This is a genomic window from Mesorhizobium sp. ESP7-2, assembly GCF_020164715.1.
Classification (GTDB): Bacteria; Pseudomonadota; Alphaproteobacteria; order Rhizobiales; family Rhizobiaceae; genus Mesorhizobium.
This window is the reverse complement of sequence record NZ_JAIUGQ010000028.1, coordinates 39550-60630: the sequence shown is the minus strand read 5'-3', so window position 1 is coordinate 60630 and position 21081 is coordinate 39550. Positions and strand designations below refer to the sequence as shown.

Sequence of the window (21081 nt, the reverse complement as noted above, 5' to 3'; positions counted from 1 at the left end):
CTCCTGTTTGATTTCCTTCGTCTTTTACTCCACTTTTCTCTCCTGACAAGGTTGCCGCCAAAACCCTGCTAGCATGGACAGGAATCACCCCCCGCAACGCCAGACAGGTCCACCAGAGACGCATCCGCATGAAGGAAAAGATCTCGCTTGCCGCCGCCCGGCGCATCGCGCTCGCCGCTCAGGGATTTCTCGATCCCCGCCCCGCCGGCACGCCCGACCGCCGCCACTTCGCCCGCGTTCTGTCTCGCACCGGCCTGCTGCAGATCGATTCCGTCAGTGCGGTGGTTCGCGCCCATTACATGCCCCTCTATTCGCGTCTTGGCCCCTATCCCCTCGCTTTGCTCGACAATGCCGCCGTGACGCGAAAGCGCACTGTGTTCGAATACTGGGCGCACGAGGCCTCGTTCCTGCCCGTCGAGACCTACCCGCTGATGCGCTGGCGCATGCGGCGCGCCGAGCAAGGCGATGAAATGTATCTGGGGCTGGCCAAATGGGGCCGCGAGCACGCCCCCTATATAGAAGAGATCTACCGCGAGGTCGTGGCACGCGGCCCGATCGCCGCTTCCGCGCTGGAAGGCCAGAAAGGCTCCGGCGGCTGGTGGGGCTGGAGCCACGCCAAGCACGCCTTCGAATGGCTGTTCTGGGCCGGGCGCATCACCACCGCGCACCGGCGCGGCTTCGAGCGCTTCTACGACCTGCCGGAGCGCGTGCTGCCGCAGGCGATCCTCGACCTGCCGGTACCGACCGCCGAGGATGCGCATCGCGAATTGCTGCGCATCTCCGCCCGCGCCCATGGCGTGGCGACATCGGGCGACCTGCGCGATTATTTTCGACTCTCCCCCGCCGACATGAAAGGCCGCCTGGAGGAACTGGTCGAGACCGGCGAGTTGCTGCCGGTCCGTGTCGAGGGCTGGGACAAGCCGGCTTACCTCCATAGGGACGCGCGCTTGCCACGCAAGATCGAGGCCCGCGCCCTGCTGGCGCCGTTCGATCCGGTCGTCTTCGAGCGCTCGCGCAGCGAGCGGCTGTTCGATTTCCACTACCGTATCGAGATCTACACCCCGGCCGACAAGCGCCAATATGGCTACTATGTCCTGCCCTTCCTGCTCGGCGACAGGATCGTGGCGCGCGTCGACCTCAAGGCCGACCGGCCGGCAAGTGTCCTGCGTGTCCATGCCGCCTACGCCGAGCCCGGCGCACCGCCCGAAACCGCCGCTCAGCTCTCCGAGGAATTGAAGCAGATGCAGGGCTGGCTTGGCCTCGAACGCATCGAAGTGACGCCCGCCGGCGACCTGGGCCCGGCGCTGTCCGACATCGCGGTGTCGTAAGCTCGCGTTGACACCGCTGCCCGCAAGAGCCTAAATCCAATCCAGACGGTCTCCTCTCGGCAAAGGGAGGGGCCAAGAGGGAATGCGGTGCGGGATTGAAAATCCCAAATCCGCGGCTGTCCCCGCAACTGTGAGCGAAGAGCCAAGGCCGAAAGCCACTGGGATTGTCCCGGGAAGGCGGCTACCCAAGGCGATGACCCGCGAGCCAGGAGACCTGCCGTCTGGAATGCAAGAATCCGATCGCCCGGCGGGTTTTCCGGGCAAGGAGCCTGATTTGGATCGCGACAGCAGTTTTTCGGCTGAAACAACGGACATTTCGTCCGGCGGGGATGATTCCCTGGCCGGCATCACTGTCATCGTCTGCGCCTCCTGTCGCGACGAGACCGGCCCCGATGCTCATCCCCGGGCCGGCGAACTTTTGGCTGAAGATACGCGCCAAGCCGCCTCGGGCGACAACATCCGCATCCGCACCGTCGAATGCCTCGGCAATTGCAAGCGCCGGCTGAGCGCCGCGATCCTGCGCGACGGATGCTGGAGCTATGTGTTTGGCGATCTGACCCCGACCAGCGGTGCCGATCTCGTCACCGGCGCGAAACTCTTCGCCACCTCCAGCGACGGCCTCATTCCCTGGCGGGGCAGGCCCGATAGCCTCAAACGCGGCCTCGTTGCCCGCATCCCTCCCCTCGACATGCTGAAAGACTGATATGACCGCATCCGTTTCCCGCGTTCCCTGCACCGTCGTCACCGGCTTCCTCGGCGCCGGCAAGACGACCCTTGTCCGCCATCTTCTGGAAAACGCCGGCGGCAAACGGATTGCCATCATCGTCAACGAGTTCGGCGACATCGGCATCGACGGCGAAATCCTCAAGGGCTGCGGCATCGACACCTGCCCCGAGGAAAACATCGTCGAACTGGCCAATGGCTGCATCTGCTGCACCGTCGCCGACGATTTCGTGCCGGCGCTCGACCAGATCCTGTGCCTGACGCCGAAGGTCGACCATATCCTGATCGAAACCTCGGGCCTCGCTCTGCCCAAGCCGCTGGTCCAGGCTTTCCAGTGGCCGTCGGTGAAGAGCCGCGTGACCGTCGATGGCGTCATCGCCGTGGTCGACGGTCCCGCACTTGCCGAAGGCCGGGTTGCCAACGACATGGAAGCCCTGCAGGCGCAGCGCGCCGGGGATGAAAGCCTCGACCATGATGATCCGGTCGAGGAAGTGTTCGAGGACCAGATCGCCTGCGCCGATCTGATCATCCTGTCGAAGAGCGACCTGATGGACGCCGACGGCTCGGCCCGCGCTAACAGCATCATCGGCGAACACGCCGCCCGCGCCGTGAAGATCGTGCCGACGTCTCATGGCAAGGTCGATCCCTCGGTGCTGCTCGGCCTCGGGCTCGCCGTCGAGGACGATATCGAGAACCGCAAATCCCATCACGACGGCGCATTCGACCACGAGCATGACGACTTCGACACGTTCATCGTCGACATTCCCTCGATCGCCAATCCCGACGAGCTGGCAAAGCGCGTCGCCGCGGCCGCCGAACAGGAGAACGTGTTGCGGGTGAAAGGCTTCGTCGAGGTCGGCGGCAAGCCGATGCGGCTCCTGCTGCAGGCCGTCGGCCCGCGCGTCAATCATTACTATGACCGCGCCTGGAGCGCCGAGGACGACCGCCGTTCGCGCCTGGTCGTCATCGGCCTCAAGGGGCTGAACCGTCCTGCGATCGAACGCATCCTCGCCGGCTGATTTCAGGCACAGCCGCGATGCACATCCTCACCACGACCTCCGCCTCGCTCGACGACCTCGCCGAGCCTGTCGATCTCAGGCAGACACCGGCGGATATCGTGGCCCTGTCCTTCACCGACAGCGACCTCGCCGGGCTGGCGGCGGCATGGAAGGCCGACGCCGATCGCCTGCCCTCGATGCGGCTGGCGGCACTGCGCGACCTGCGCCATCCCATGTCGGTCGACCTCTGGGTCGACAGCGTCGCCCGCCACGCCAAGGTCGTCCTGGTGCGTATCCTCGGCGGTTACGACTGGTGGCGCTATGGCTGCGACCAACTGGCGGCAATTGCCCGCGAACGCGGCATAAGACTGGCGCTGCTTCCCGGTGAAAGCCATGACGAGGATCTCAGGCTGATCGAAGCCTCGACGCTGCCCCGCGCCGAACTCGACGGCCTGCTCGGCTATTTCCGCGAGGGCGGCCCGGCCAATATGAACGCGCTGGTGCACAGGCTGGCGGGCCTGGCCGGACAGGATACATCAGTCGCCAGTCCGGTCAGCGTGCCGAAGGCCGGTTACTATCAGTCTGGAATGGGGGTCGCAGAGAAGCCGGACCTTTCAAATGTCAGCGCCCCCATCATCCCGATTCTCTTCTACCGATCGATGCTGCTCGCGGCCGATGTCGCCCCGATCGATGCGCTGGCCGAGGCTTTGCGCTCCCAGGGACTGGCACCGGTCCCGATCTTTGTTTCCAGTCTCAAGGATCCGCTGTCCCTGGCATTCGCCGAAAATGCCGTCGCATCGCTGAAACCGGCCGCCATCATCGCCGCGACCGCTTTCGCGTCCGGCGCCGAGGCCGGCGTGGAAACCCTGTTCGACCGCGCCGGCGTGCCTGTCTTCCAGGTCATCGTCGCCACCACACGCCGCGACGTCTGGGAAAACAACCAGCGCGGGCTGGCACCCGCCGACCTTGCCATGCATGTCGTGCTGCCCGAACTCGATGGCCGCATCCTTGCCGGCGCCATTTCCTTCAAGGGCGAGAGTGATGTCGACCCGGCGCTGGGCCACCGTGCGTTGGCCAACCAGCCGCAAGCGGATCGTGTGGAGCAAGTGGCTAAGCGCGTAGCGGCCTTCATCCGTTTGCAAGAGACCCCGCGCGCCGAACGCAAGCTGGCGATCCTCATTCCCGATTACCCCAGCGCCCCTGGCCGCACCGGCTATGCGGTCGGGCTCGATGTTCCGTCCAGCGTGCTGGCCATGCTGCACGACTTGAGCGAACAGGGCTATGCCGTTGAAGGGATTCCACAAACGCCGCGCGAGTTGCTGGATTTGCTGGAACGCGGCGACGGTGGGCTGGGGCTGGAAGACTACGACTCCTTTTCGACGGAGTTACCGTCAGCGGCGATTGCCGCGATAGAGGCTGCCTGGGGCAGAACGGAAAGCGTGACAGGTCTTCGCGAGGCGCCCCCCTCTGTCCTGCCGGACATCTCCCCCTCAAGGGGGGAGATTGGCAGCTCCAGCGCCCCGTCCATCCCTGCAATGTTGGCATTTGGCGAAAGCCGTGACGACAGCGCAATCTCCCCCCTTGAGGGGGAGATGTCCGGCAGGACAGAGGGGGGCGCCTCGCGCAAACCTTCGCTATCAAGCAAGAAACACTTCCCCTTCCGCGCCGCGCATTTCGGCAACATCACCGTGGCCCTCGCTCCCGACCGCGGCCGCTCCGCCGACCGCCGCGCCGACTACCACGATCCGACGCTGCCTCCGCGCCACGCTTTGATCGCCTTCGGCCTATGGCTGCGCAGATCGCTCGGCGTCCATGCCTTGATCCATGTCGGGGCCCATGGCACGCTGGAATGGCTGCCCGGCAAGACGGTGGCGCTTTCGCAAAACTGCTTTCCCGAAATTGTGACCGGCTCCCTGCCCGTCATCTATCCCTTCATCGTCTCCAACCCCGGCGAGGCGGCACAGGCCAAGCGGCGCATTGCCGCCGTCACCCTTGGCCATCTGCCGCCGCCGCTGACAGGCGCCGGGCTGGACGAGGACCAGCACAAGCTCGAACGGCTGGTCGACGAATACGCCCAGGCCGACGGCCTCGACCGCCGCCGCCGCGACCGTCTCGCCAGGTTGATTGTCGAAACCGCGCAAAAGACCGGTCTCGCCTCCGAAGCCGGCGTCGCCGCGACCGACGCGCCCGATGAAGCGCTGCGCCGCATCGACGCCTGGCTCTGCGACCTCAAGGATTTCGCCATCAAGGACGGGCTGCATGTCTACGGCCGTGTCCCAGACGACGAGCCGGACCCCATGCGCAGGCAAAGCGCGGAAGCCGAGAAGGCCGCGCTGCTCGCCGCGCTCGATGGCCGTCACGTCAAGGCTGGCCCGGCCGGCGCGCCGGCGCGCGGCCGCTCCGACGTGCTGCCGACAGGCCGTAACCTGTTCACCTCGGACCCGCGCACCATGCCGACTCCGACCGCCTATGATCTAGGCAAGGCGGCGGCGGAAGAAGTCGTACGCGGCTACATGCAATCGCATGGCGACTGGCCCCGCTCCTTGGTCATCGATCTCTGGGGCTCGGCCTCGCTGCGCACCGGCGGCGAGGAGATTGCGCAAGGCCTGGCGCTGATGGGCTGCCGGCCGCAATGGGATGCCACGACCGGCCGCATCACCGGCATCGAGGTGCTGCCGCCGGCGACGCTCGGCCGCCCGCGCGTCGACGTCACCTGGCGTATATCAGGTCTGTTCCGCGACATGTTCCCGACCCAGATCGCACTGATCGACGCCGCCGCCAAAGCCGTTGCCGCGCGCGACGAGGACGATTCGGAAAATCCGCTCGCCGCCAGGACCCGCGCCGACGGCAAGGTCAGCCCGCGCATCTTCGGCACCTCGCCCGGCACTTACGGCGCCGGCGTCGAAGAGATTTTGTCCAGCGGCGACTGGGCGGCGCGCGAAGAGATCGGCCGCGCCTATCTCGACGCCACTTCGCATGCCTATGGCGGTGCCGGCGGCGAAGGCGTCTCGGCACCCGGAGCGTTTGAAGGCCGCATCGCCGAGGCTGACCTTCTCGTCCACACCGGCGACGACCCCGGCCGCGACATTCTCGAAGGCTCCGCCGACGTCGCCTTCATCGGCGGCTTTTCCGCCGCTCTTGCCACCCTCGGCAGAAACGCCGACGTCATCGTGCTCGACACCACGGATCCGCGGAAGCCGAAACCGCGATCGGTTGGCGAGGCGGTGTCACGCGTGGTGCGCGCCCGTGCCGTCAACGCCCGCTTCATATCAGGGCAGATGCGCCACGGTCCGCGCGGCGCCTCCGAATTCGCCGAAACCGTCGACCGGCTGGTCGGCTTCGCCGAGACCACCCACGCCATTTCAGGCGCGCTGATCGAGGCGGTGCATGATGCCTATCTCGGCGACGCGGAAGTCCGCGCCTTCATCCTGCGCGAAAATCCCGCCGCCGCCAAAGTCATCGCCGAGCGTTTCCTATCGGCGCGCCGGCGCGGGCTCTGGCATCCCTTGCGCAATTCCATCGACGACGATCTCGCCGCGCTGATTGCCGAGGCCAACGCGCTCGGCGTCGCGGCATGAACGCCTTCTCGCGCCGCGGCGCCTGCCCTGCCTTGTCGGCGCCGATGCAGACAGGCGACGGCCTGCTGGTGCGGCTCAACCCCGTCGCCGAAGGCCTATCGCCGAAGCTCTTGATCGAGCTGGCCGAATCCGCCTTGCGGCACGGCAACGGCATCATGGAGGTGACGGCGCGCGGCAGCCTGCAAATCCGCGGCCTGACGGCGGAAAGCGCTGCCTTGCTGGCAGCAGAGGTCGATGCGCTGGGGATCGCGGTGCGCACCGGCGTACCGGTCGAGACCGGCCCGCTGGCCGGCATTGACCCGCAGGAGATCGCCGATCCGAGGCTAATGGCTGAGCGCATTCGGATGGCCGTTGAAGAAGCCGGGCTGGCAACAAGGTTGGGGCCGAAGGTTGCGGTGATCGTCGACGGCGGCGGGCAACTGACGCTGGATGGCGTGACAGCCGATGTCAGGTTGAAGGCGGTGCGGGCCGATACAGCCAGCCGTTGGCTTGTGTCCGTGGCGGGTGATGGGCAGACCTCCAGGCCGCTCACGGTGGCGGACGAAGATGCGGCGCGCGACATAGCTATCGCGGCGCTGCGGATGGTTGCCGAGAAAGGCCGCGAGGCGCACACGCGGGATTTGTCGGAGAGGCAGTTGGCGTCTCTCGCAAGCTGGCACTCTACGGCGCCCCCCTCTGTCCTGCCGGAGGGGGGCGCCGTAGAGCACAGTCGCCTGCCGATTGGCCTCTTCAACCTGAACAACGGCCACGCCCTCGGCATTGGCCTCCCCTACGGCAGCATGCCAGCGGACAAAATCGTCGCCCTCGCGCAAAAAGCTCTCGCCCTCGGCGCAACCGAAATCCGCCTCGCCCCGGGCCGCGCCCTGCTGTTCCTCGGTCAGCCGGCGGACACCAGTCAACCTCTACAGCAAACCGCCGCCGACCTCGGCTTCGTCATCGCCCCCACCGACCCCCGCACGCGCGTCGCGGCTTGCCCCGGCGCGCCGGCCTGCGCGTCCGGCCGGATCGCGACCCGTGACATCGCCGAGGCGATCGCCGCCGAAAACGCCGACACCCTCGACTTCACCCTGCACATTTCCGGCTGCGCAAAAGGCTGCGCACATCCGGGCCCGGCAGCACTCACAATTGTCGGCGACGAAAACGGAGCCGGACTTGTCGTGAACGCGACGGCAAAGGCTCTTCCTGCCGGCTACAGGCCGGGCTATGACGCCGCGCGCGGCATCAGCCGCGTCGCGGCGATGATCCGCAGCGCACGATTTCAAGGCGAAGCCGCCGCCGCTTGCCTGACAAGGCTGGGCACGGCCGGCATCGCCGAGACCTACAAACAGGAATGAGCATGGCCGCCTACGACTACATCCACGACGGCACGGCGATCTACGAGCGCTCCTTCGCCATTATTCGCGCCGAGGCCGATCTCTCGCGCTTCTCGGAGGCCGAGGCCGACGTCGCCATCCGCATGATCCATGCCTGCGGCCAGGTCGAGGCAGCAAGTCATTTCGTTTTCTCCAACGATTTCGTCACCGCCGCCCGCACCGCTTTGGCGGCCGGCGCGCCGATCTTCTGCGACGCTGAAATGGTCTCGCATGGCGTCACCCGAGCCCGGCTGCCGGCCGGCAACGAGGTGATCTGCACCTTGCGCGACCCGCGCACGCACGACATCGCCAGGGAGATCGGCAATACCCGCTCGGCCGCCGCGATCGACCTGTGGGGCGAGCGCATGGCCGGTTCGGTCGTCGCCATCGGCAACGCGCCAACCGCGCTGTTCTATCTCCTCGAGAAGCTGCGCGACGGCGCGCCCAAGCCAGCCGCGATCATCGGCATGCCGGTCGGTTTCGTCGGCGCCGCCGAATCCAAGGATGCGCTGGCCGAGAATTCCTATGGCGTGCCCTACGCCATCGTGCGCGGCAGGCTTGGCGGCAGCGCCATGACCGCCGCCGCGCTCAATTCGCTAGCGAGGCCGGGCCTGTGAACGCGTTTCCCAAAGGCCGTCTCGTCGGCGTCGGCACCGGTCCCGGCGACCCCGAATTGTTGACGCTGAAGGCCGCGCGGACCTTGGCCGAAGCCGATGTCGTGGCCTATTTCGCGAAACGCGGCAACAACAGCAATGCGCGCGCCATCGTCGAGGCGCGCTTCCGGCCCGACATGGTGGAACTGCCGCTGCTCTATCCCGTGACCACCGAGATCGACAAGGATCACGACGATTACCGCTCGCAGATATCAGGTTTCTACGAGGAGTCGGCAGACAGGGTCGCCGAGCACCTCGACGCCGGCAAGATGGTTGCCGTGCTGTCCGAAGGCGATCCGTTGTTCTATGGCTCCTACATGCATCTGCATGTGCGCCTCGCCCATCGTTTCCCGACCGAAGTCATCCCCGGCGTCACCGCCATGTCCGGCTGCTGGTCGCAGACCGGTGTGCCGATCGTCCAGGGTGACGACGTGCTAACCGTACTGCCCGGCACGATGAGCGAGTTTGAATTGACCCGCCGTCTCGCCGACACCGATGCCGCCGTCATCATGAAGGTCGGCCGCAACCTGCCCAAGATCAGGCGCGCGCTGGAAGCGACCGGCAAGCTGACGCGCGCAGTCTATGTCGAGCGCGGCACGATGGCCGGCAGCGTCTCGATGCGGCTTGCCGACAAGCCGGACGACAAGGCGCCCTATTTCGCCATCGTGCTGGTCGCCGGCTGGTCCGGCAGGCCTGGCGTGGCTGGAGCGCAGGCATGAGCGGCCGTCTCACTGTCATCGGTCTCGGGCCCGGCAATGCCGACCAGGTCACGCCGCAAGCCAGCCACGCTATCGCCGAGGCAAAATTCTTCTACGGCTACAAGCCTTATCTCGACCGGCTCGAGCTGCGCCCGGACCAGACCCGCGTCGCTTCCGACAACCGTGAGGAACTCGCCCGTTCCAAGGATGCCCTGACCAAGGCCACCGAGGGCCACGACGTCGCCGTGGTGTCCGGCGGCGATCCCGGCGTGTTTGCCATGGCCGCGGCGGTCTGCGAGGCGATCGAGGCCGGTCCGGCCGAATGGCGTGCGGTCGATGTCGCTGTCGTGCCTGGCGTCACCGCCATGCTCGCGGTCGCCGCCCGCATCGGCGCGCCGCTCGGCCACGATTTTTGTGCCATCTCGCTGTCCGACAATCTGAAGCCATGGGATCTGATCGAGCTGCGCCTGCTGGCGGCGGCTGGCGCCGGCTTCGTCATCGCGCTCTACAACCCAATCAGCAAGGCGCGTCCCTGGCAGCTTGGCCGCGCCTTCGAATGCCTGACCGCCATCCTGCCCGGCACGACGCCGGTGATCTTCGGCCGCGCCGCCGGCCGCCCGGACGAGCGCATCGAGGTCTATCTGCTGGCCGATGTCGACGCAGAAAAGGCCGACATGGCGACCTGCATCATCATCGGCTCGCCGGAAACCCGGATCATCAAGCGCTGCGACAAGCCGGCGCTGGTCTACACGCCTCGCTCGGCATCGGGCTCGACAAAATGACGCACCATCGCGGCCAGCGCTTCGACGGTTTCGGCAGAAGGCACGTCCGGCAGATCGGGCCTGCGCACCATGATCACCTCGATGCCAAGCATCCGCGCCGCGGCAATCTTCCCGTATGTCGCCGCGCCGCCGCTGTTCTTCGACACCACGACATCGATGCGATGCTTTTCGAGCAGCACGCGCTCGTCGGTCTCGCCAAACGGTCCGCGCGCCAGCAGATAGTCAGCATCAGGCACAACCAACTTCGGCTCGACCGGATCGACGCTGCGGATGAGATAGTGGTGCTGGGGCGCTACCTCGAAGGCGGCGACCTCCTGTCGGCCAAGCGCCAGGAAAACGCGGCGCGGCACATCGCCAAGCGCCCGTGCCGCGGCGGCAACGCTGTCGACGTCAAGCCAGCGGTCGGCTTGGATGGCCTCCCAGCCCGGGCGCCGCAAGGCAAGGATCGGCACGCCGCTCTTGCGCGCGGCCATTGCCGCGTTGGCGGAGATTCGCGCCGCGTAGGGATGGGTGGCATCGATCAGCAGGTCGATGGACGTCTGCCTGAGATAGGTGGCCAGACCATCGGCGCCGCCGAACCCTCCACTTCGCACGGGCACGCCCTGCGCGACGGGACTTTCCGTACGGCCGGCCAGCGAAAGCGTGACCGAGCAATCGGCGCGCGCCGCCAGTTTTCCAGCCAGTTGCCGGGCTTCGGTGGTGCCGCCAAGGATCAGAATGCGGTGGGTCATCATGCCTGCTGAGGGTCCGCGCGGCGCCAAGCTCAACTCAAAATGGCTCACCATCGTCGGCATCGGCGAGGACGGTTTAGCGGGTCTTGGCGACGAGGCCAAGCGGCGGATCGCCGAGGCGGAGTTCATCTTCGGCGGCAAGCGGCATCTGGCGCTCGTCACTTCCTTCGCCAAGGGCAAGCCGCGTCCCTGGCCGGTTCCGTTCGATGCCGGGATGGCCGATGTCTTGGCGCTTGCCGGCAGAAACGTCTGCGTGCTCGCCTCCGGCGACCCGTTCTTCCACGGGGTCGGCGCCACCCTCGCCCGCAAGGTCAACCCGCGCGATATGGATGTCATCCCAGCGCCGTCAGCCATTTCGCTGGCCGCCGCCCGTCTTGGCTGGGCGCTGCAGGACATCGAGATCATCTCGCTGCACGGTCACCCGATCGACCTGATCCGCCCGCTGCTGCAGCCCAACGCACGCATCCTGGCGCTGACATCGGACGGCGATGCACCTGCTGCAATTGGGCGCCTGCTCACCGAACTCGATTTCGGCGCTTCGCGGCTGACGGTCCTGGAGGCATTGGGCGGACCGAAGGAGACATTGCGTTCGGTTCGCGCCGACGCCTTCGACATCGAAAACGTCAATCCGCTCAATGTGCTGGCCATCGAAATTGATTCAGCTCCGCAAGGCCGCGTGCTGCCGCTCACATCAGGCCTTGCCGATCATCTGTTCGAGCATGACGGCCAGATCACCAAGCGTGAAATCCGCGCCGTGACCCTGTCGGCGCTGGCGCCGAGGCGCGGCGAATTGCTGTGGGACGTCGGCGCCGGCTCAGGCTCCGTCGGCATCGAATGGATGCTCGCCCACCCCTCGATGCGCGCCATCGCCATCGAGGCCGATCCGGCCCGCGCCGCCCGCATCGGCCACAACGCCGTTGCCTGCGGCGTTCCCGGCCTCGTCATCGTGGAAGGCAGCGCGCCCAAGGCGCTTGTAAAACTGGAGACGCCCGATGCCATCTTCATCGGCGGTGGCGGCAGCGACGCCGGCGTCTTGAACGCCGCCATCAAGGCTTTGCGCGCCGGCGGCCGTCTTGTCGCCAACGCGGTGACGCTGGAAATGGAAGCCCTGCTCCTCGCCCAGCACACAAAGCGCGGCGGCGATCTCACACGCATCGCCATCTCCCGCGCTTCGCCGGTCGGCTCCATGCAGGCATGGCGGCCGGCCATGCCTGTCACGCAATGGAGCTGGGTAAAGCCATGATGGTCGCGGGCATCGGCAGCCGAAAGGGCGTCACCGTCCAGGAGGTGCTCTCGGCGATAGAAACCGCGCTCGAAGCGCATGGGCTGGCAATGACGGCACTGACGGCACTGGCCACTGCAGCGCTCAAAAAGGATGAAGACGCGATCGCCGCCGCTGGTCGCAAGCTGAACCTTCCCGTCATCATCGTCGACGAGGCGACGCTTGAGGCCGCCTCGCCGCGGACGCTCAGCAACTCCAGCCTCTCGCGGGACCTCGCCGGCACGCCATCGGTTTCGGAAGCCTCGGCCCTTGCCGTCGCCGGCAAAGGCGCCAGCCTGCTTGGTCCGCGCACCGTGCTCGGCGCGGTCACCTGCGCCATCGCCATCAGCGGAGACGCACCATGACCGTCCATTTCATCGGTGCCGGGCCGGGTGCCGCCGACCTCATCACGCTGCGTGGCGCAAGGCTCTTGGCGCGTTGCCCGGTCTGCCTTCACGCCGGCTCCATCGTCGCGCCGGAATTGCTGCAGCATTGCGCGCCGGGAACAAGATTGATCGACACCGCGCCGATGTCGCTGGACGAGATCGAGGCTGAATATGTGGCCGCCCACAAAGTCGGCCATGACGTTGCGCGCCTGCACTCCGGCGACCTGTCGGTGTGGAGCGCCGTCGCCGAGCAGATCCGCCGGCTGGAAAAGCATGGCATCCCCTACACGCTGACGCCGGGCGTCCCTTCCTTCGCGGCCGCCGCCGCCGCACTTCGCCGCGAACTGACCATTCCCGAAGTCGCGCAAAGCCTGGTGCTGACCCGCGTTTCGGGGCGTGCGTCGAAAATGCCGCCCGGCGAAACCTTGGCCGGCTTCGGCCGCACCGGCGCCACGCTGGCCATCCATCTTGCCATCCACGCCATCGACCGCGTCGTCGCCGAACTGACGCCGCACTATGGCGGCGATTGCCCGGTCGCGATCGTCTTCCGCGCCTCCTGGCCGGACGAGCGCGTGCTGACCGGCACGTTGGAGACCATCGAGGCGCTACTGGCCGCCGATCCGATGGAGCGTACGGCGCTCATCTTCGTCGGTCGCTCGCTGGCGGCGGAAGGCTTTGGCGAGAGTTCATTGTATGACGCCCATTATCAGCGGCGTTTTCGCGGACGGGACGGATTGTGAGCGGCAGCACTGGAAATAAGGGCGAAAACGCCACGCTCGAACAGGCGCTCGCGCGGCTGAACTTCAAGCCGCGTCCGCTTGAGCCGGGTCATGTCTGGTTGGCCGGCGCCGGCCCCGGCGATCCGGGCTGCCTGACCCTGGAAGTGCTGGCGGCGCTGGCCGAAGCGGATGCGCTGGTCTACGACGCTCTGGTTTCGCCTGATGTCGTCGCGGTTGCCGATAACGCCGAGCTTTTCTTTGCGGGAAAACGCGGCGGCCAACCCTCGATGAAGCAGGACGACATCACCGCTTTGTTGGTGCGGCTGGCGCGTGAAGGCCGCCGCGTCGTCAGGCTGAAGGGCGGCGACCCCTATATTTTTGGCCGTGGCGGCGAAGAGGCGCTGGCGCTGGCGCGCGAAAACATCGCGTTTCGCGTGCTGCCGGGCCTGACATCGGGCCTCAGCGCGCTGGCGGCCACCGGCATCCCGGCCACCATGCGCGGCATCAACAAGGCTGTCATTCTTGCGACCGGCCACGCCGCAGGCACCGACGACGACATCGACTGGGCGGCCATCGCCCGCACCGGCCAGCCCGTGGTCGTCTATATGGGCATGGCCAATCTGCCGCTGATAGCAGCCGCCCTGCTCGACGGCGGACTGGCGCCGTCGACGCCGGCGGCCGTAATCGTTGCTGCGACCACCCCAAAGGAGCGAACCGTCGTCGCCACGCTCGCCACCATTGCCGAGGCAGCGGCGGCCGCCGGGCTCGCCTCGCCGGCATTGATCGTCGTCGGCGGCATCGTCGCCATGCGCGCGGCATTGGCGGCGCAGGCATGACGGCGCGCGCGATCATCATCGGCGCGCCGCGCTCCGGTTCGGGCAAGACAAGCGTCACCATCGGCATCCTGCGCGCGCTCACGCGGCGCGGCCTGAAGGTTCGTGGCGCCAAATCCGGCCCGGACTACATCGACCCCGGCTTCCACACCGCCGCCACCGGGCTATCCGGCGTCAACCTCGACAGTTGGGCGATGTCGCCGTCGCTGCTCAATGCGCTGGCCGCACAGGCAGCCGACGATACCGACTTCGTCATCCTCGAAAGCGCCATGGGCTTGTTCGACGGCATCCCGGCCTCGCCTGGGCGCACCGGTTCCGCCGCCGATCTCGCCCGGCTTTACGGCCTGCCGGTGCTGCTGGTGCTCGACGTATCGGGCCAGTCGACCACGGCGGCGGCCGTCGCCAAGGGTTTTGCGACTTACGATCCGGATGTGCGCATGGCGGGCGTCGTGCTGAACCGGCTGGGCAGCGAGCGCCACCGGCGGCTCTCCGGCGACGCCATCGAGGCGATCGGCCTGCCCGTCGTCGGCGCTATTTTGCGCGACCCCTCGCTCAATTTGCCCGAACGCCATCTCGGCCTCGTCCAGGCCGGCGAATATGATGACCTGATGGCGCATCTCGACCGGCTCGCCGACATGGCCGAGAAGTCGCTCGACCTCGACGCTGTCATGGCGCTGGCAGCACCCCTCGCCCCGGCGGTTGGCGACTTCGCCGACGCGCTGCGGCCGCCTGGCCAGCGCATCGCGCTGGCCGAGGATGCCGCTTTCACCTTCCTCTACCCGCATGTCGCCGCCTGTTGGCGCAAGGCCGGCGCGGAGATCGTTCCGTTCTCGCCGCTCGCAGATGAAGCGCCCGACGAGGATTGCGATGTCTGCTGGCTATCCGGTGGCTATCCCGAGCTTCACGCCGGCAAACTCGCAGCTGCCACGAATTTCCACGCGGGAATGGCACGTTTCGCCACGACAAAGCCGATCCATGGCGAGTGCGGTGGCTTCATGGTGCTTGGTGAAGTGCTGGAGGATGCTTCCGGCGAAACGCATCGCATGCTCGGCCTGCTCGGCCATTCCACCAGCTTCGCCAGACGCAAGATGAACCTCGGCTATCGCGAGGCACGGCTGCGCACCGACTGTCCGCTGGGGCCGCAAGGCGCGCTGATCCGGGGGCACGAATTCCACTATGCGCAGATGACGGCGACCGGCAATGACGAGCCGCTTGCAGACCTCGCCGACGGCCAGGGCAATCCGCTCGGCGCATCCGGCTACCGGCGTGGCCATGTCAGCGGCACCTTCTTCCACGCCATCGCGCGGGCCTAGAACCATGAAGTTCCGAAGAATCACCCTGTCACCTCGGCAAGTCCTCGACGACATCGCCCTTTGCCTGGTCTTCTTCACGCGCCTGCCGCTGCCGGTGTTCGATTTTCGTGGCCGCAGCCTCTCCGCCGCGATCTGGGCCGCTCCTATTGCCGGCCTCGTCGTCGGCTTGATCGGCGCGATCGTCTTTGCCACGGCGGAACGCTTTGGCCTTGCCATAGGACCGTCGGCCGCCCTGGCCCTTGTTGCAACCGTGCTCACCACAGGCTGCCTGCACGAGGATGGGCTCTCCGACGTCGCCGACGGCTTCGGCGGCGGCAAGTCGCGCGGACGCAAGCTCGAGATCATGCGCGACAGCCGCATCGGCGCCTATGGGGCCATGGCACTGGCGCTGTCGCTGCTGATCCGCTGGAGCACGCTTTCGGAACTCCCCGATCCCACGCAAGCCCTCTTCGCCCTGGTGGCGGCGCATGCGGCTTCGCGCGGCGTGCTCGGCGCCTTCATGCATCTCTTGCCGGCGGCGCGGTCCGACGGCCTGTCGGCCGGGGCCGGCGCCGTCTCGCTCGAAATGGCGATAGCCGGCGCCGTGATCGGCGCTATTCCGCTGCTCCTGCTTGGCCCCGGCGGCGCCATCGCCGCGCTCATCCTGCTTGGCCTGCTGTTTGCCGCCTTCCACGCCCTTTGCCTCAACCAGATCGATGGCCAGACCGGCGACACGGTTGGCGCCTTGCAGCAATTGAGCGAAGTCGCAGTGCTTCTCGTCGCTTCCGTAGCTCTTTCCTGACCCCCTCGACCTGATTCCCTTCTGGAGACCTTGCCGCCATGCCCTTCAAATCCCTCAATGAACTGCGCGCAGCCTGCCTCGACCTGCCAGCCGGCAGCGAGGCGGCGGCCAATGCCGTTGCCCGCCGCCAGGATACACTGACCAAGCCGCAAGGCAGCCTCGGCCGGCTCGAATCGATCGCCGCCTGGCTGGCGCGCTGGCAAGGCCGTGACATGCCGAAGCTCGACCGCGTGAAAGTCTTCGTCTTCGCCGGCAACCACGGCGTCACCGCGCAAGGCGTGTCGGCCTACCCTTCGGAAGTCACCGTGCAGATGGTGGCCAATTTTGCCGGCGGAGGTGCCGCCATCAACCAGCTCGCCCGCATCGCCGGCGCCGAGCTCGACGTCATCCCGCTCGACCTCGACCATCCGACCGGCGACTTCACGCAGACATCCGCGATGGACGAGAAAGCTTTTCTCGCCGCAGTGTCCGCAGGCCATGACGCGGTGACCAAAGACATCGACCTCGTCTGCTTTGGCGAAATGGGCATCGGCAACACCACGCCGGCCGCCGCCATTTCGGCTGCCCTGTTCGGCGGCGGTGCCGAAAAATGGACCGGGCGCGGCACCGGCGTCGACGATGCCGGCCTGAAGCGCAAGGTGGTCGCCATCGAAGCCGGCCTGAAGCGCCACGCCGCAGCCCTTGCCGATCCGCTGGCGATCGCAGCCTCCCTTGGCGGGCGCGAACTCGCCGCTATCTTCGGCGCCACGCTCGCCGCGCGGCATCTGGGCATACCCGTGCTGCTCGATGGCTTCGTCTGCACCGCCGCCGCCGCACCGCTGGCGAAACTGCACCCGACCGGCCTTGCTCATACGATCGCCGCACACGTCTCCGCCGAATCGGGCCATCGCGGCCTGCTCGAAGCGCTCGCCCTGCGGCCGCTGCTCGATCTCGGCATGCGGCTCGGCGAAGGCTCCGGCGCCTGCCTGGCCGTCAACATCGTGCGCTCGGCGCTGGAGTGCCATGCGAGAATGGCGAGCTTTGCCGAGGCGGGAGTGTCGGAGAAGTGATCCGTCAAACTTTCAACGTGATTGAGCCAAAATAATAACGCCGTTTTGATTGTTTCATGAGACCAGTAAATCTCATGTGGAGATCAGACGATGTATTTGAAGGCGATAACTATCATTGCGCTGCTTTGCGGCACTGTTGCGCCGGCTTTTTCGCAGTATGTCGATGAGAATGGCCGCTTCCGGCGCGCCGGCGACGACGGGCTGGCCAAAATCCAATCCAGTCTGACCATGACCCTTCCCGTCAAGGACGACGAGGATGTCGCGGCGCAGCAGCAAACCGCGCTGCGTTCATTCTACAAGGTCGCGGCCGGCAGCTGCGCCATGGTGCTCGATACCGTTGCCGACACATGCGAGGTCACCAGCGTGACCACGAACGTCAACGCCAGGGATCGCGGCATGGGAGGTGCTGCGGGATCGCAGATGACAGTGACCGGGCAGATCGCCATGAAGGTCAAGTTCAAGGCCAGCATCGGCAAACCGGCGCAGTAAGGCACCTGCAGCCCCGCTGAGGCCTGTTCAAGCGCTCAACGCCGACCAACGTACATATTTCGTCGAGACAACGATCCAAATTCTCGTGAGTTTCGGTACCCATGAACCGAAGGACGGTCCAGCCTTGTCCATATAGCCAGCGATCTCGTTTTGCGTCATGGGCCCAACGCACGGGCAGTGCGGCGTTGCCCGACATCCTCGCGATATGATGCGCCCATGCGCGGACGCCTTGTGTACAAATCCTCATAAATTTTCGGATGCCCCCGAGGGAGGCTCGCGATGTCCTGGCTCGGGCCTACTGAAATTTCGACCGCAAGAAGAAGCGCCGGGCGCCGCTCGGCCCTTCTGCAGGCTCCGGCGAACTTACATTAGCAAGAAAGAATATATTAACGGCTGTGATGCAGCCTTGCATACGGGGACGGGAAACACCTCCTCATCGGACGTTCCAAACGCGCGCCCTCAGGCGCCGGGACGCTCGACCAATGCGGAGCAAACGCATGAGTGTCGGAGCAGCTCTCGAACTATTGCTGCGGTTGATTTATAACCGAGCCATGAAGTTGGCGGCGTTGCCGGAGGACGAAAGGGATACACACTACGATCTCATCCGCCGCTCATGTTGCGAAGCCGCCGAGCACATCGGGCAAAACCCCGACAAGGCAGCCATCACCGCAAACGATATGGTTGAGTTTATTCGCGCACTAGTGGGAATCATCGAAGTGGGCCGTGGATCAAACCAAGGGCCAAGTACAGATCGGCCGCCGCCAGCGCGACATTTTGGCAGCCGGGAGAACGGCATGACGCGCATCTAGATCCAGTATGCAATTTCGGTGCTGGCTCAAAATATCTGGACATAGAGCGGACACGGACTTCCGCCTGCATCCACCAGGGTCCCTCACCTCGTCCAACAAATTGATTTTGTTAGAATTTGGTGGGTGCGCACAGGATTGAACTGTGGACCCGCTGATTAAGAGTCAGCTGCTCTACCAACTGAGCTACGCACCCACTCGGCCGGCAAAAACCGGCGTTGGCGGCCATATAGCCGCCGATGCCGATCCTGTCCAGCCCTGCTGGAATCATTTCCCGACAAATCGACCGAGGCCTCTCCCGATCAGACGAAAAGCTTGCCTTCCGCCACCTTGATCGCATGCCCGCCAATGCGCGCCGACGCCAGTTTTCCGCGCTCTACCGTCAGTTCGAGGCGGATGCGCGATGGCCGCCCCATCTCCAGTCCCTGCTCGATCCATAGCTGCGAAACCCCGTCCGTCGGGCCGTCGAAATGCATGATGGCGCCGGCGAAAGCGGCCGCAGCGGAGCCCGTCGCCGGGTCCTCATAGGACGGCGTGCCGGGCACGATCATGCGCACATGAAAAGCGCTTTCGTGATTCACCGTCTCGCGGCAATAGACGTACGGACTGGCGAAGGCCCATTCGGTCTTGCGCGGTGCCAGTTCCGACCACGCCTGGTTGTCCAGCCTGATCCGGCCCGCCGCCTCGAGGTTGGCGACCGGAATGGTCACATAGGGCACGCCCGCCGACCAGAAGGCGACACGGTGATTCTCGAAGCCGATCTCGTGCGGCGCCAGGCCAAGCGCCGCCCCGACCGCCTCCGGATCGGCATCGAGCTTCAACGGCTCCGGCAGTTTCGCCAGGTCGAATTCGGCGAAGGTGGCGCCATCGTGCTTGCTGACCGCGCAACGTACCGGACCGATGTTTTCTTCCAGCACGAAGATGCCGGCTCCACCCTCACCGGCCAGTTCCGCCAGCGCGATAGCCGAGCCCACCGTCGGGTGGCCCGCGAATGGCATTTCATAGTCGGGCGTGAAGATGCGGATGCGGTTTCGGTGCTTTGGGTTATCAGGCGGCAGCACGAATACCGATTCGGACAGGTTGAACTCGCGCGCGATGGCCTGCATCGCGGCGGTGTCCAGACCTTTGCAATCCAACACCACCGCCAGCGGGTTGCCGGCCAGTCGCTGGGTCGTAAACACATCGTAAAGCAAGTAATTCCGGGTTTGCATTCCTGCCTCAATCCCAACATGGGCGAAATTTAATTTGATATTTGAACCGGTAAGCCTGATCTGTGCACAGATAGGGACATTACGCATCACAGGGGTCCGACGTGGACCAGATTGTCAATCTGCCAAAGACGGAATCGGATTCCGCCATCGAGACGGCGCTTGGACTCGACAGACAAGGTCTGCGCAAGACGCGCCGGCGTGGCTGGCTCTATGCGTTGCTGGCGCTGATCGTCCTCGTCGCGGCTTTTGCGGGCTATCAATGGTACGCCGGCACGCCGACCAGGATAGACTACACGACAGTGCCGGCGGCCAAGGCCGACCTTACCGTCCAGGTGTCGGCGACGGGCACGCTGCAGCCGCTCACCCAAGTCGACATATCAAGCCAGCTCTCCGGCATCATACGCTCGGTCGCGGTCAATGAGAACCAGCAGGTGAAGAAGGGCGACGTGCTGGCGGCGCTCGACACCGCCAAGCTGCAGGTCCAGATCGAACGAGCCGAAGCGTCCGCGAAAGCCGCGGCTGCCAATGTCGAGGACGCCAAGGTAACGCTGGCCGAGAACGAAAGCGCGCTTGTCCGCGCGGCCGCGTTGACCAAGCGCGGCATGGCCACCGACCAGTCGCTCGAGGCGGCGACCGCGACGCGCGACCGCTCCAGGGCGGCGCTCGACAGCGCCGCGGCCAATCTGGCCATCGCCAATGCCGACCTGAAATCGCAGCAGACCGACCTGGCCAACAGCACCATCTACGCGCCGATCGATGGCATCGTGCTGACCCGTTCGGTCGACCCCGGCCAGACGGTAGCCTCTTCGCTGCAGGCGCCGGTGCTGTTTATCATCGCCGCGGATTTGAGGAACATGGAGCTGGTGGCGGCGGTCGACGAAGCCGACATCGGTGCGGTCAAGTCAGGCCAGCACGCCCGCTTCACCGTCGACGCCTTCCCCGACCGGCCGTTCGATGCCGAAATCCGCGACATCTCCTATGCCTCGGTCACGACGGACGGCGTCGTCACCTACAATGCGCGGCTCGAGGTCGACAACAGCGAACTCCTGCTGCGCCCGGGCATGACCGCTACCGTTTCGGTGGTCACCCGGCAGGCCAAGGATGTGCTCACCGTGCCCGCCGGCGCCTTCCGCTACCGCCCGGCGCAGCAGGCCGCGCGCGGCTGGAGCCTCAGCGACCTGTTCACCGGCCGCATGGGCCGCCCCAACCGCCAGCGCCAGGCGGCGAAGCCACCGACCGATGGTTCTCGCACGCTCTATGTGCTGGAGAACGGCCGGCCGCATCCGGTCAACGTCAAGATCGGCTCGACCGATGGCGAACTGACCGAGATCACCTCCGGCCTGGAGGAAGGCGCGCAGATCATCACCGCCTCGCAATCGCGGAGCTGAGG

The 21081-nt window shown here is 66.1% G+C and carries 21 protein-coding genes, 1 tRNA gene and 1 riboswitch; of the genes, 18 read left to right on the top strand and 4 right to left on the bottom strand.

All coding sequences use genetic code 11. The features are described 5' to 3' along the window. Positions 1–128 precede the first annotated feature (128 nt). From LB543_RS23245 to LB543_RS23210, 8 genes are all read left to right on the top strand, one after another. The gene (locus LB543_RS23245) at positions 129–1328 is read left to right on the top strand and encodes a winged helix-turn-helix domain-containing protein (RefSeq protein WP_224615683.1); all 1200 of its coding nucleotides are present in this window, start codon (positions 129–131) and stop codon (positions 1326–1328) included. 29 nt (positions 1329–1357) lie between these two features. Then, a riboswitch (cobalamin riboswitch) is annotated at positions 1358–1565 on the top strand. A gap of 37 nt (positions 1566–1602) precedes the next feature. After that, a complete protein-coding gene (locus LB543_RS23240) occupies positions 1603–2031 on the top strand; it encodes a DUF1636 family protein (protein ID WP_224615682.1) in 429 nt (142 codons plus the stop codon). Between the two features lies 1 nt (position 2032). Next, positions 2033–3070 (top strand): cobalamin biosynthesis protein CobW, encoded by a 1038-nt coding sequence (gene cobW / locus LB543_RS23235; RefSeq protein ID WP_224615681.1) that lies wholly within the window; start codon positions 2033–2035, stop codon positions 3068–3070. A gap of 17 nt (positions 3071–3087) precedes the next feature. Further along, a complete protein-coding gene (locus LB543_RS23230) occupies positions 3088–6627 on the top strand; it encodes a cobaltochelatase subunit CobN (protein ID WP_224615680.1) in 3540 nt (1179 codons plus the stop codon). Continuing rightward, positions 6624–7961 carry a precorrin-3B synthase gene (gene cobG / locus LB543_RS23225; RefSeq protein WP_224615679.1) on the top strand — a complete coding sequence of 446 codons (1338 nt, stop codon included), beginning with the start codon at positions 6624–6626 and terminating at the stop codon, positions 7959–7961. Before LB543_RS23230 ends, cobG begins: the two co-directional genes overlap by 4 nt. Before the next feature lie 2 nt (positions 7962–7963). Beyond that, complete coding sequence (locus LB543_RS23220; protein WP_140758040.1) at positions 7964–8596, top strand: precorrin-8X methylmutase; 633 nt, start codon at positions 7964–7966, stop codon at positions 8594–8596. Beyond that, positions 8593–9351 (top strand): precorrin-2 C(20)-methyltransferase, encoded by a 759-nt coding sequence (locus LB543_RS23215; RefSeq protein WP_224615678.1) that lies wholly within the window; start codon positions 8593–8595, stop codon positions 9349–9351. The genes LB543_RS23220 and LB543_RS23215 overlap by 4 nt, the downstream gene beginning before the upstream one ends. Beyond that, positions 9348–10112 (top strand): precorrin-3B C(17)-methyltransferase, encoded by a 765-nt coding sequence (locus tag LB543_RS23210; RefSeq protein ID WP_224615677.1) that lies wholly within the window; start codon positions 9348–9350, stop codon positions 10110–10112. The genes LB543_RS23215 and LB543_RS23210 overlap by 4 nt, the downstream gene beginning before the upstream one ends. On the opposite strand, the gene LB543_RS23205 is transcribed toward LB543_RS23210, so the two are convergent. Beyond that, the gene (locus LB543_RS23205) at positions 10076–10843 is read right to left on the bottom strand and encodes a cobalt-precorrin-6A reductase (protein ID WP_224615676.1); all 768 of its coding nucleotides are present in this window, start codon (positions 10841–10843) and stop codon (positions 10076–10078) included. The genes LB543_RS23210 and LB543_RS23205 overlap by 37 nt on opposite strands. A gap of 1 nt (position 10844) precedes the next feature. Between LB543_RS23205 and cbiE the strand changes: the two genes are divergently transcribed. The 8 genes from cbiE to LB543_RS23165 all read left to right on the top strand — a co-directional run bounded on the left by cbiE (position 10845) and on the right by LB543_RS23165 (position 17674). Then, entirely contained in the window at positions 10845–12086 is a 1242-nt protein-coding gene (gene cbiE / locus LB543_RS23200; RefSeq protein ID WP_224615675.1) for a precorrin-6y C5,15-methyltransferase (decarboxylating) subunit CbiE, read from the top strand. Further along, positions 12083–12469 (top strand): cobalamin biosynthesis protein, encoded by a 387-nt coding sequence (locus LB543_RS23195; RefSeq protein WP_224615674.1) that lies wholly within the window; start codon positions 12083–12085, stop codon positions 12467–12469. The genes cbiE and LB543_RS23195 overlap by 4 nt, the downstream gene beginning before the upstream one ends. Further along, entirely contained in the window at positions 12466–13230 is a 765-nt protein-coding gene (gene cobM, locus LB543_RS23190; protein ID WP_224598488.1) for a precorrin-4 C(11)-methyltransferase, read from the top strand. Before LB543_RS23195 ends, cobM begins: the two co-directional genes overlap by 4 nt. Continuing rightward, positions 13227–14045: a uroporphyrinogen-III C-methyltransferase gene (cobA, locus tag LB543_RS23185; protein WP_140758048.1), complete on the top strand. Its 819-nt coding sequence runs from the start codon at positions 13227–13229 to the stop codon at positions 14043–14045. The genes cobM and cobA overlap by 4 nt, the downstream gene beginning before the upstream one ends. After that, positions 14042–15355, top strand: a complete 1314-nt coding sequence (locus tag LB543_RS23180) for a cobyrinate a,c-diamide synthase (RefSeq protein ID WP_140812692.1) — start codon at positions 14042–14044, stop codon at positions 15353–15355. Before cobA ends, LB543_RS23180 begins: the two co-directional genes overlap by 4 nt. A 4-nt stretch (positions 15356–15359) precedes the next feature. Then, the gene (gene cobS, locus LB543_RS23175; RefSeq protein WP_224615673.1) at positions 15360–16136 is read left to right on the top strand and encodes an adenosylcobinamide-GDP ribazoletransferase; all 777 of its coding nucleotides are present in this window, start codon (positions 15360–15362) and stop codon (positions 16134–16136) included. Positions 16137–16174: 38 nt separating this feature from the next. Next, complete coding sequence (gene cobT, locus LB543_RS23170; protein WP_224615672.1) at positions 16175–17185, top strand: nicotinate-nucleotide--dimethylbenzimidazole phosphoribosyltransferase; 1011 nt, start codon at positions 16175–16177, stop codon at positions 17183–17185. 90 nt (positions 17186–17275) lie between these two features. Further along, positions 17276–17674, top strand: coding sequence for a hypothetical protein (locus tag LB543_RS23165; protein ID WP_224598497.1), 399 nt, complete (start codon positions 17276–17278; stop codon positions 17672–17674). Here the strand turns inward: LB543_RS23165 and LB543_RS34205 are convergent. After that, positions 17643–17870 carry a DUF559 domain-containing protein gene (locus LB543_RS34205; RefSeq protein ID WP_224598499.1) on the bottom strand — a complete coding sequence of 76 codons (228 nt, stop codon included), beginning with the start codon at positions 17868–17870 and terminating at the stop codon, positions 17643–17645. The genes LB543_RS23165 and LB543_RS34205 overlap by 32 nt on opposite strands. A gap of 301 nt (positions 17871–18171) precedes the next feature. On the opposite strand from LB543_RS34205, the gene LB543_RS23155 reads away from it, so the two are divergent. Then, a complete protein-coding gene (locus tag LB543_RS23155; RefSeq protein ID WP_140758054.1) occupies positions 18172–18483 on the top strand; it encodes a hypothetical protein in 312 nt (103 codons plus the stop codon). 117 nt (positions 18484–18600) lie between these two features. Here LB543_RS23155 and LB543_RS23150 read toward each other — a convergent pair. Both LB543_RS23150 and LB543_RS23145 read right to left on the bottom strand, forming a co-directional pair. Further along, positions 18601–18676, bottom strand: a tRNA-Lys gene (locus tag LB543_RS23150). A gap of 106 nt (positions 18677–18782) precedes the next feature. After that, positions 18783–19691: a PhzF family phenazine biosynthesis protein gene (locus LB543_RS23145; protein WP_224615671.1), complete on the bottom strand. Its 909-nt coding sequence runs from the start codon at positions 19689–19691 to the stop codon at positions 18783–18785. Positions 19692–19792: 101 nt separating this feature from the next. Here LB543_RS23145 and LB543_RS23140 point away from each other — a divergent pair, with 101 nt between their 5' ends. Then, positions 19793–21079, top strand: coding sequence for an efflux RND transporter periplasmic adaptor subunit (locus LB543_RS23140; RefSeq protein ID WP_140758056.1), 1287 nt, complete (start codon positions 19793–19795; stop codon positions 21077–21079). Positions 21080–21081: the final 2 nt, after the last annotated feature.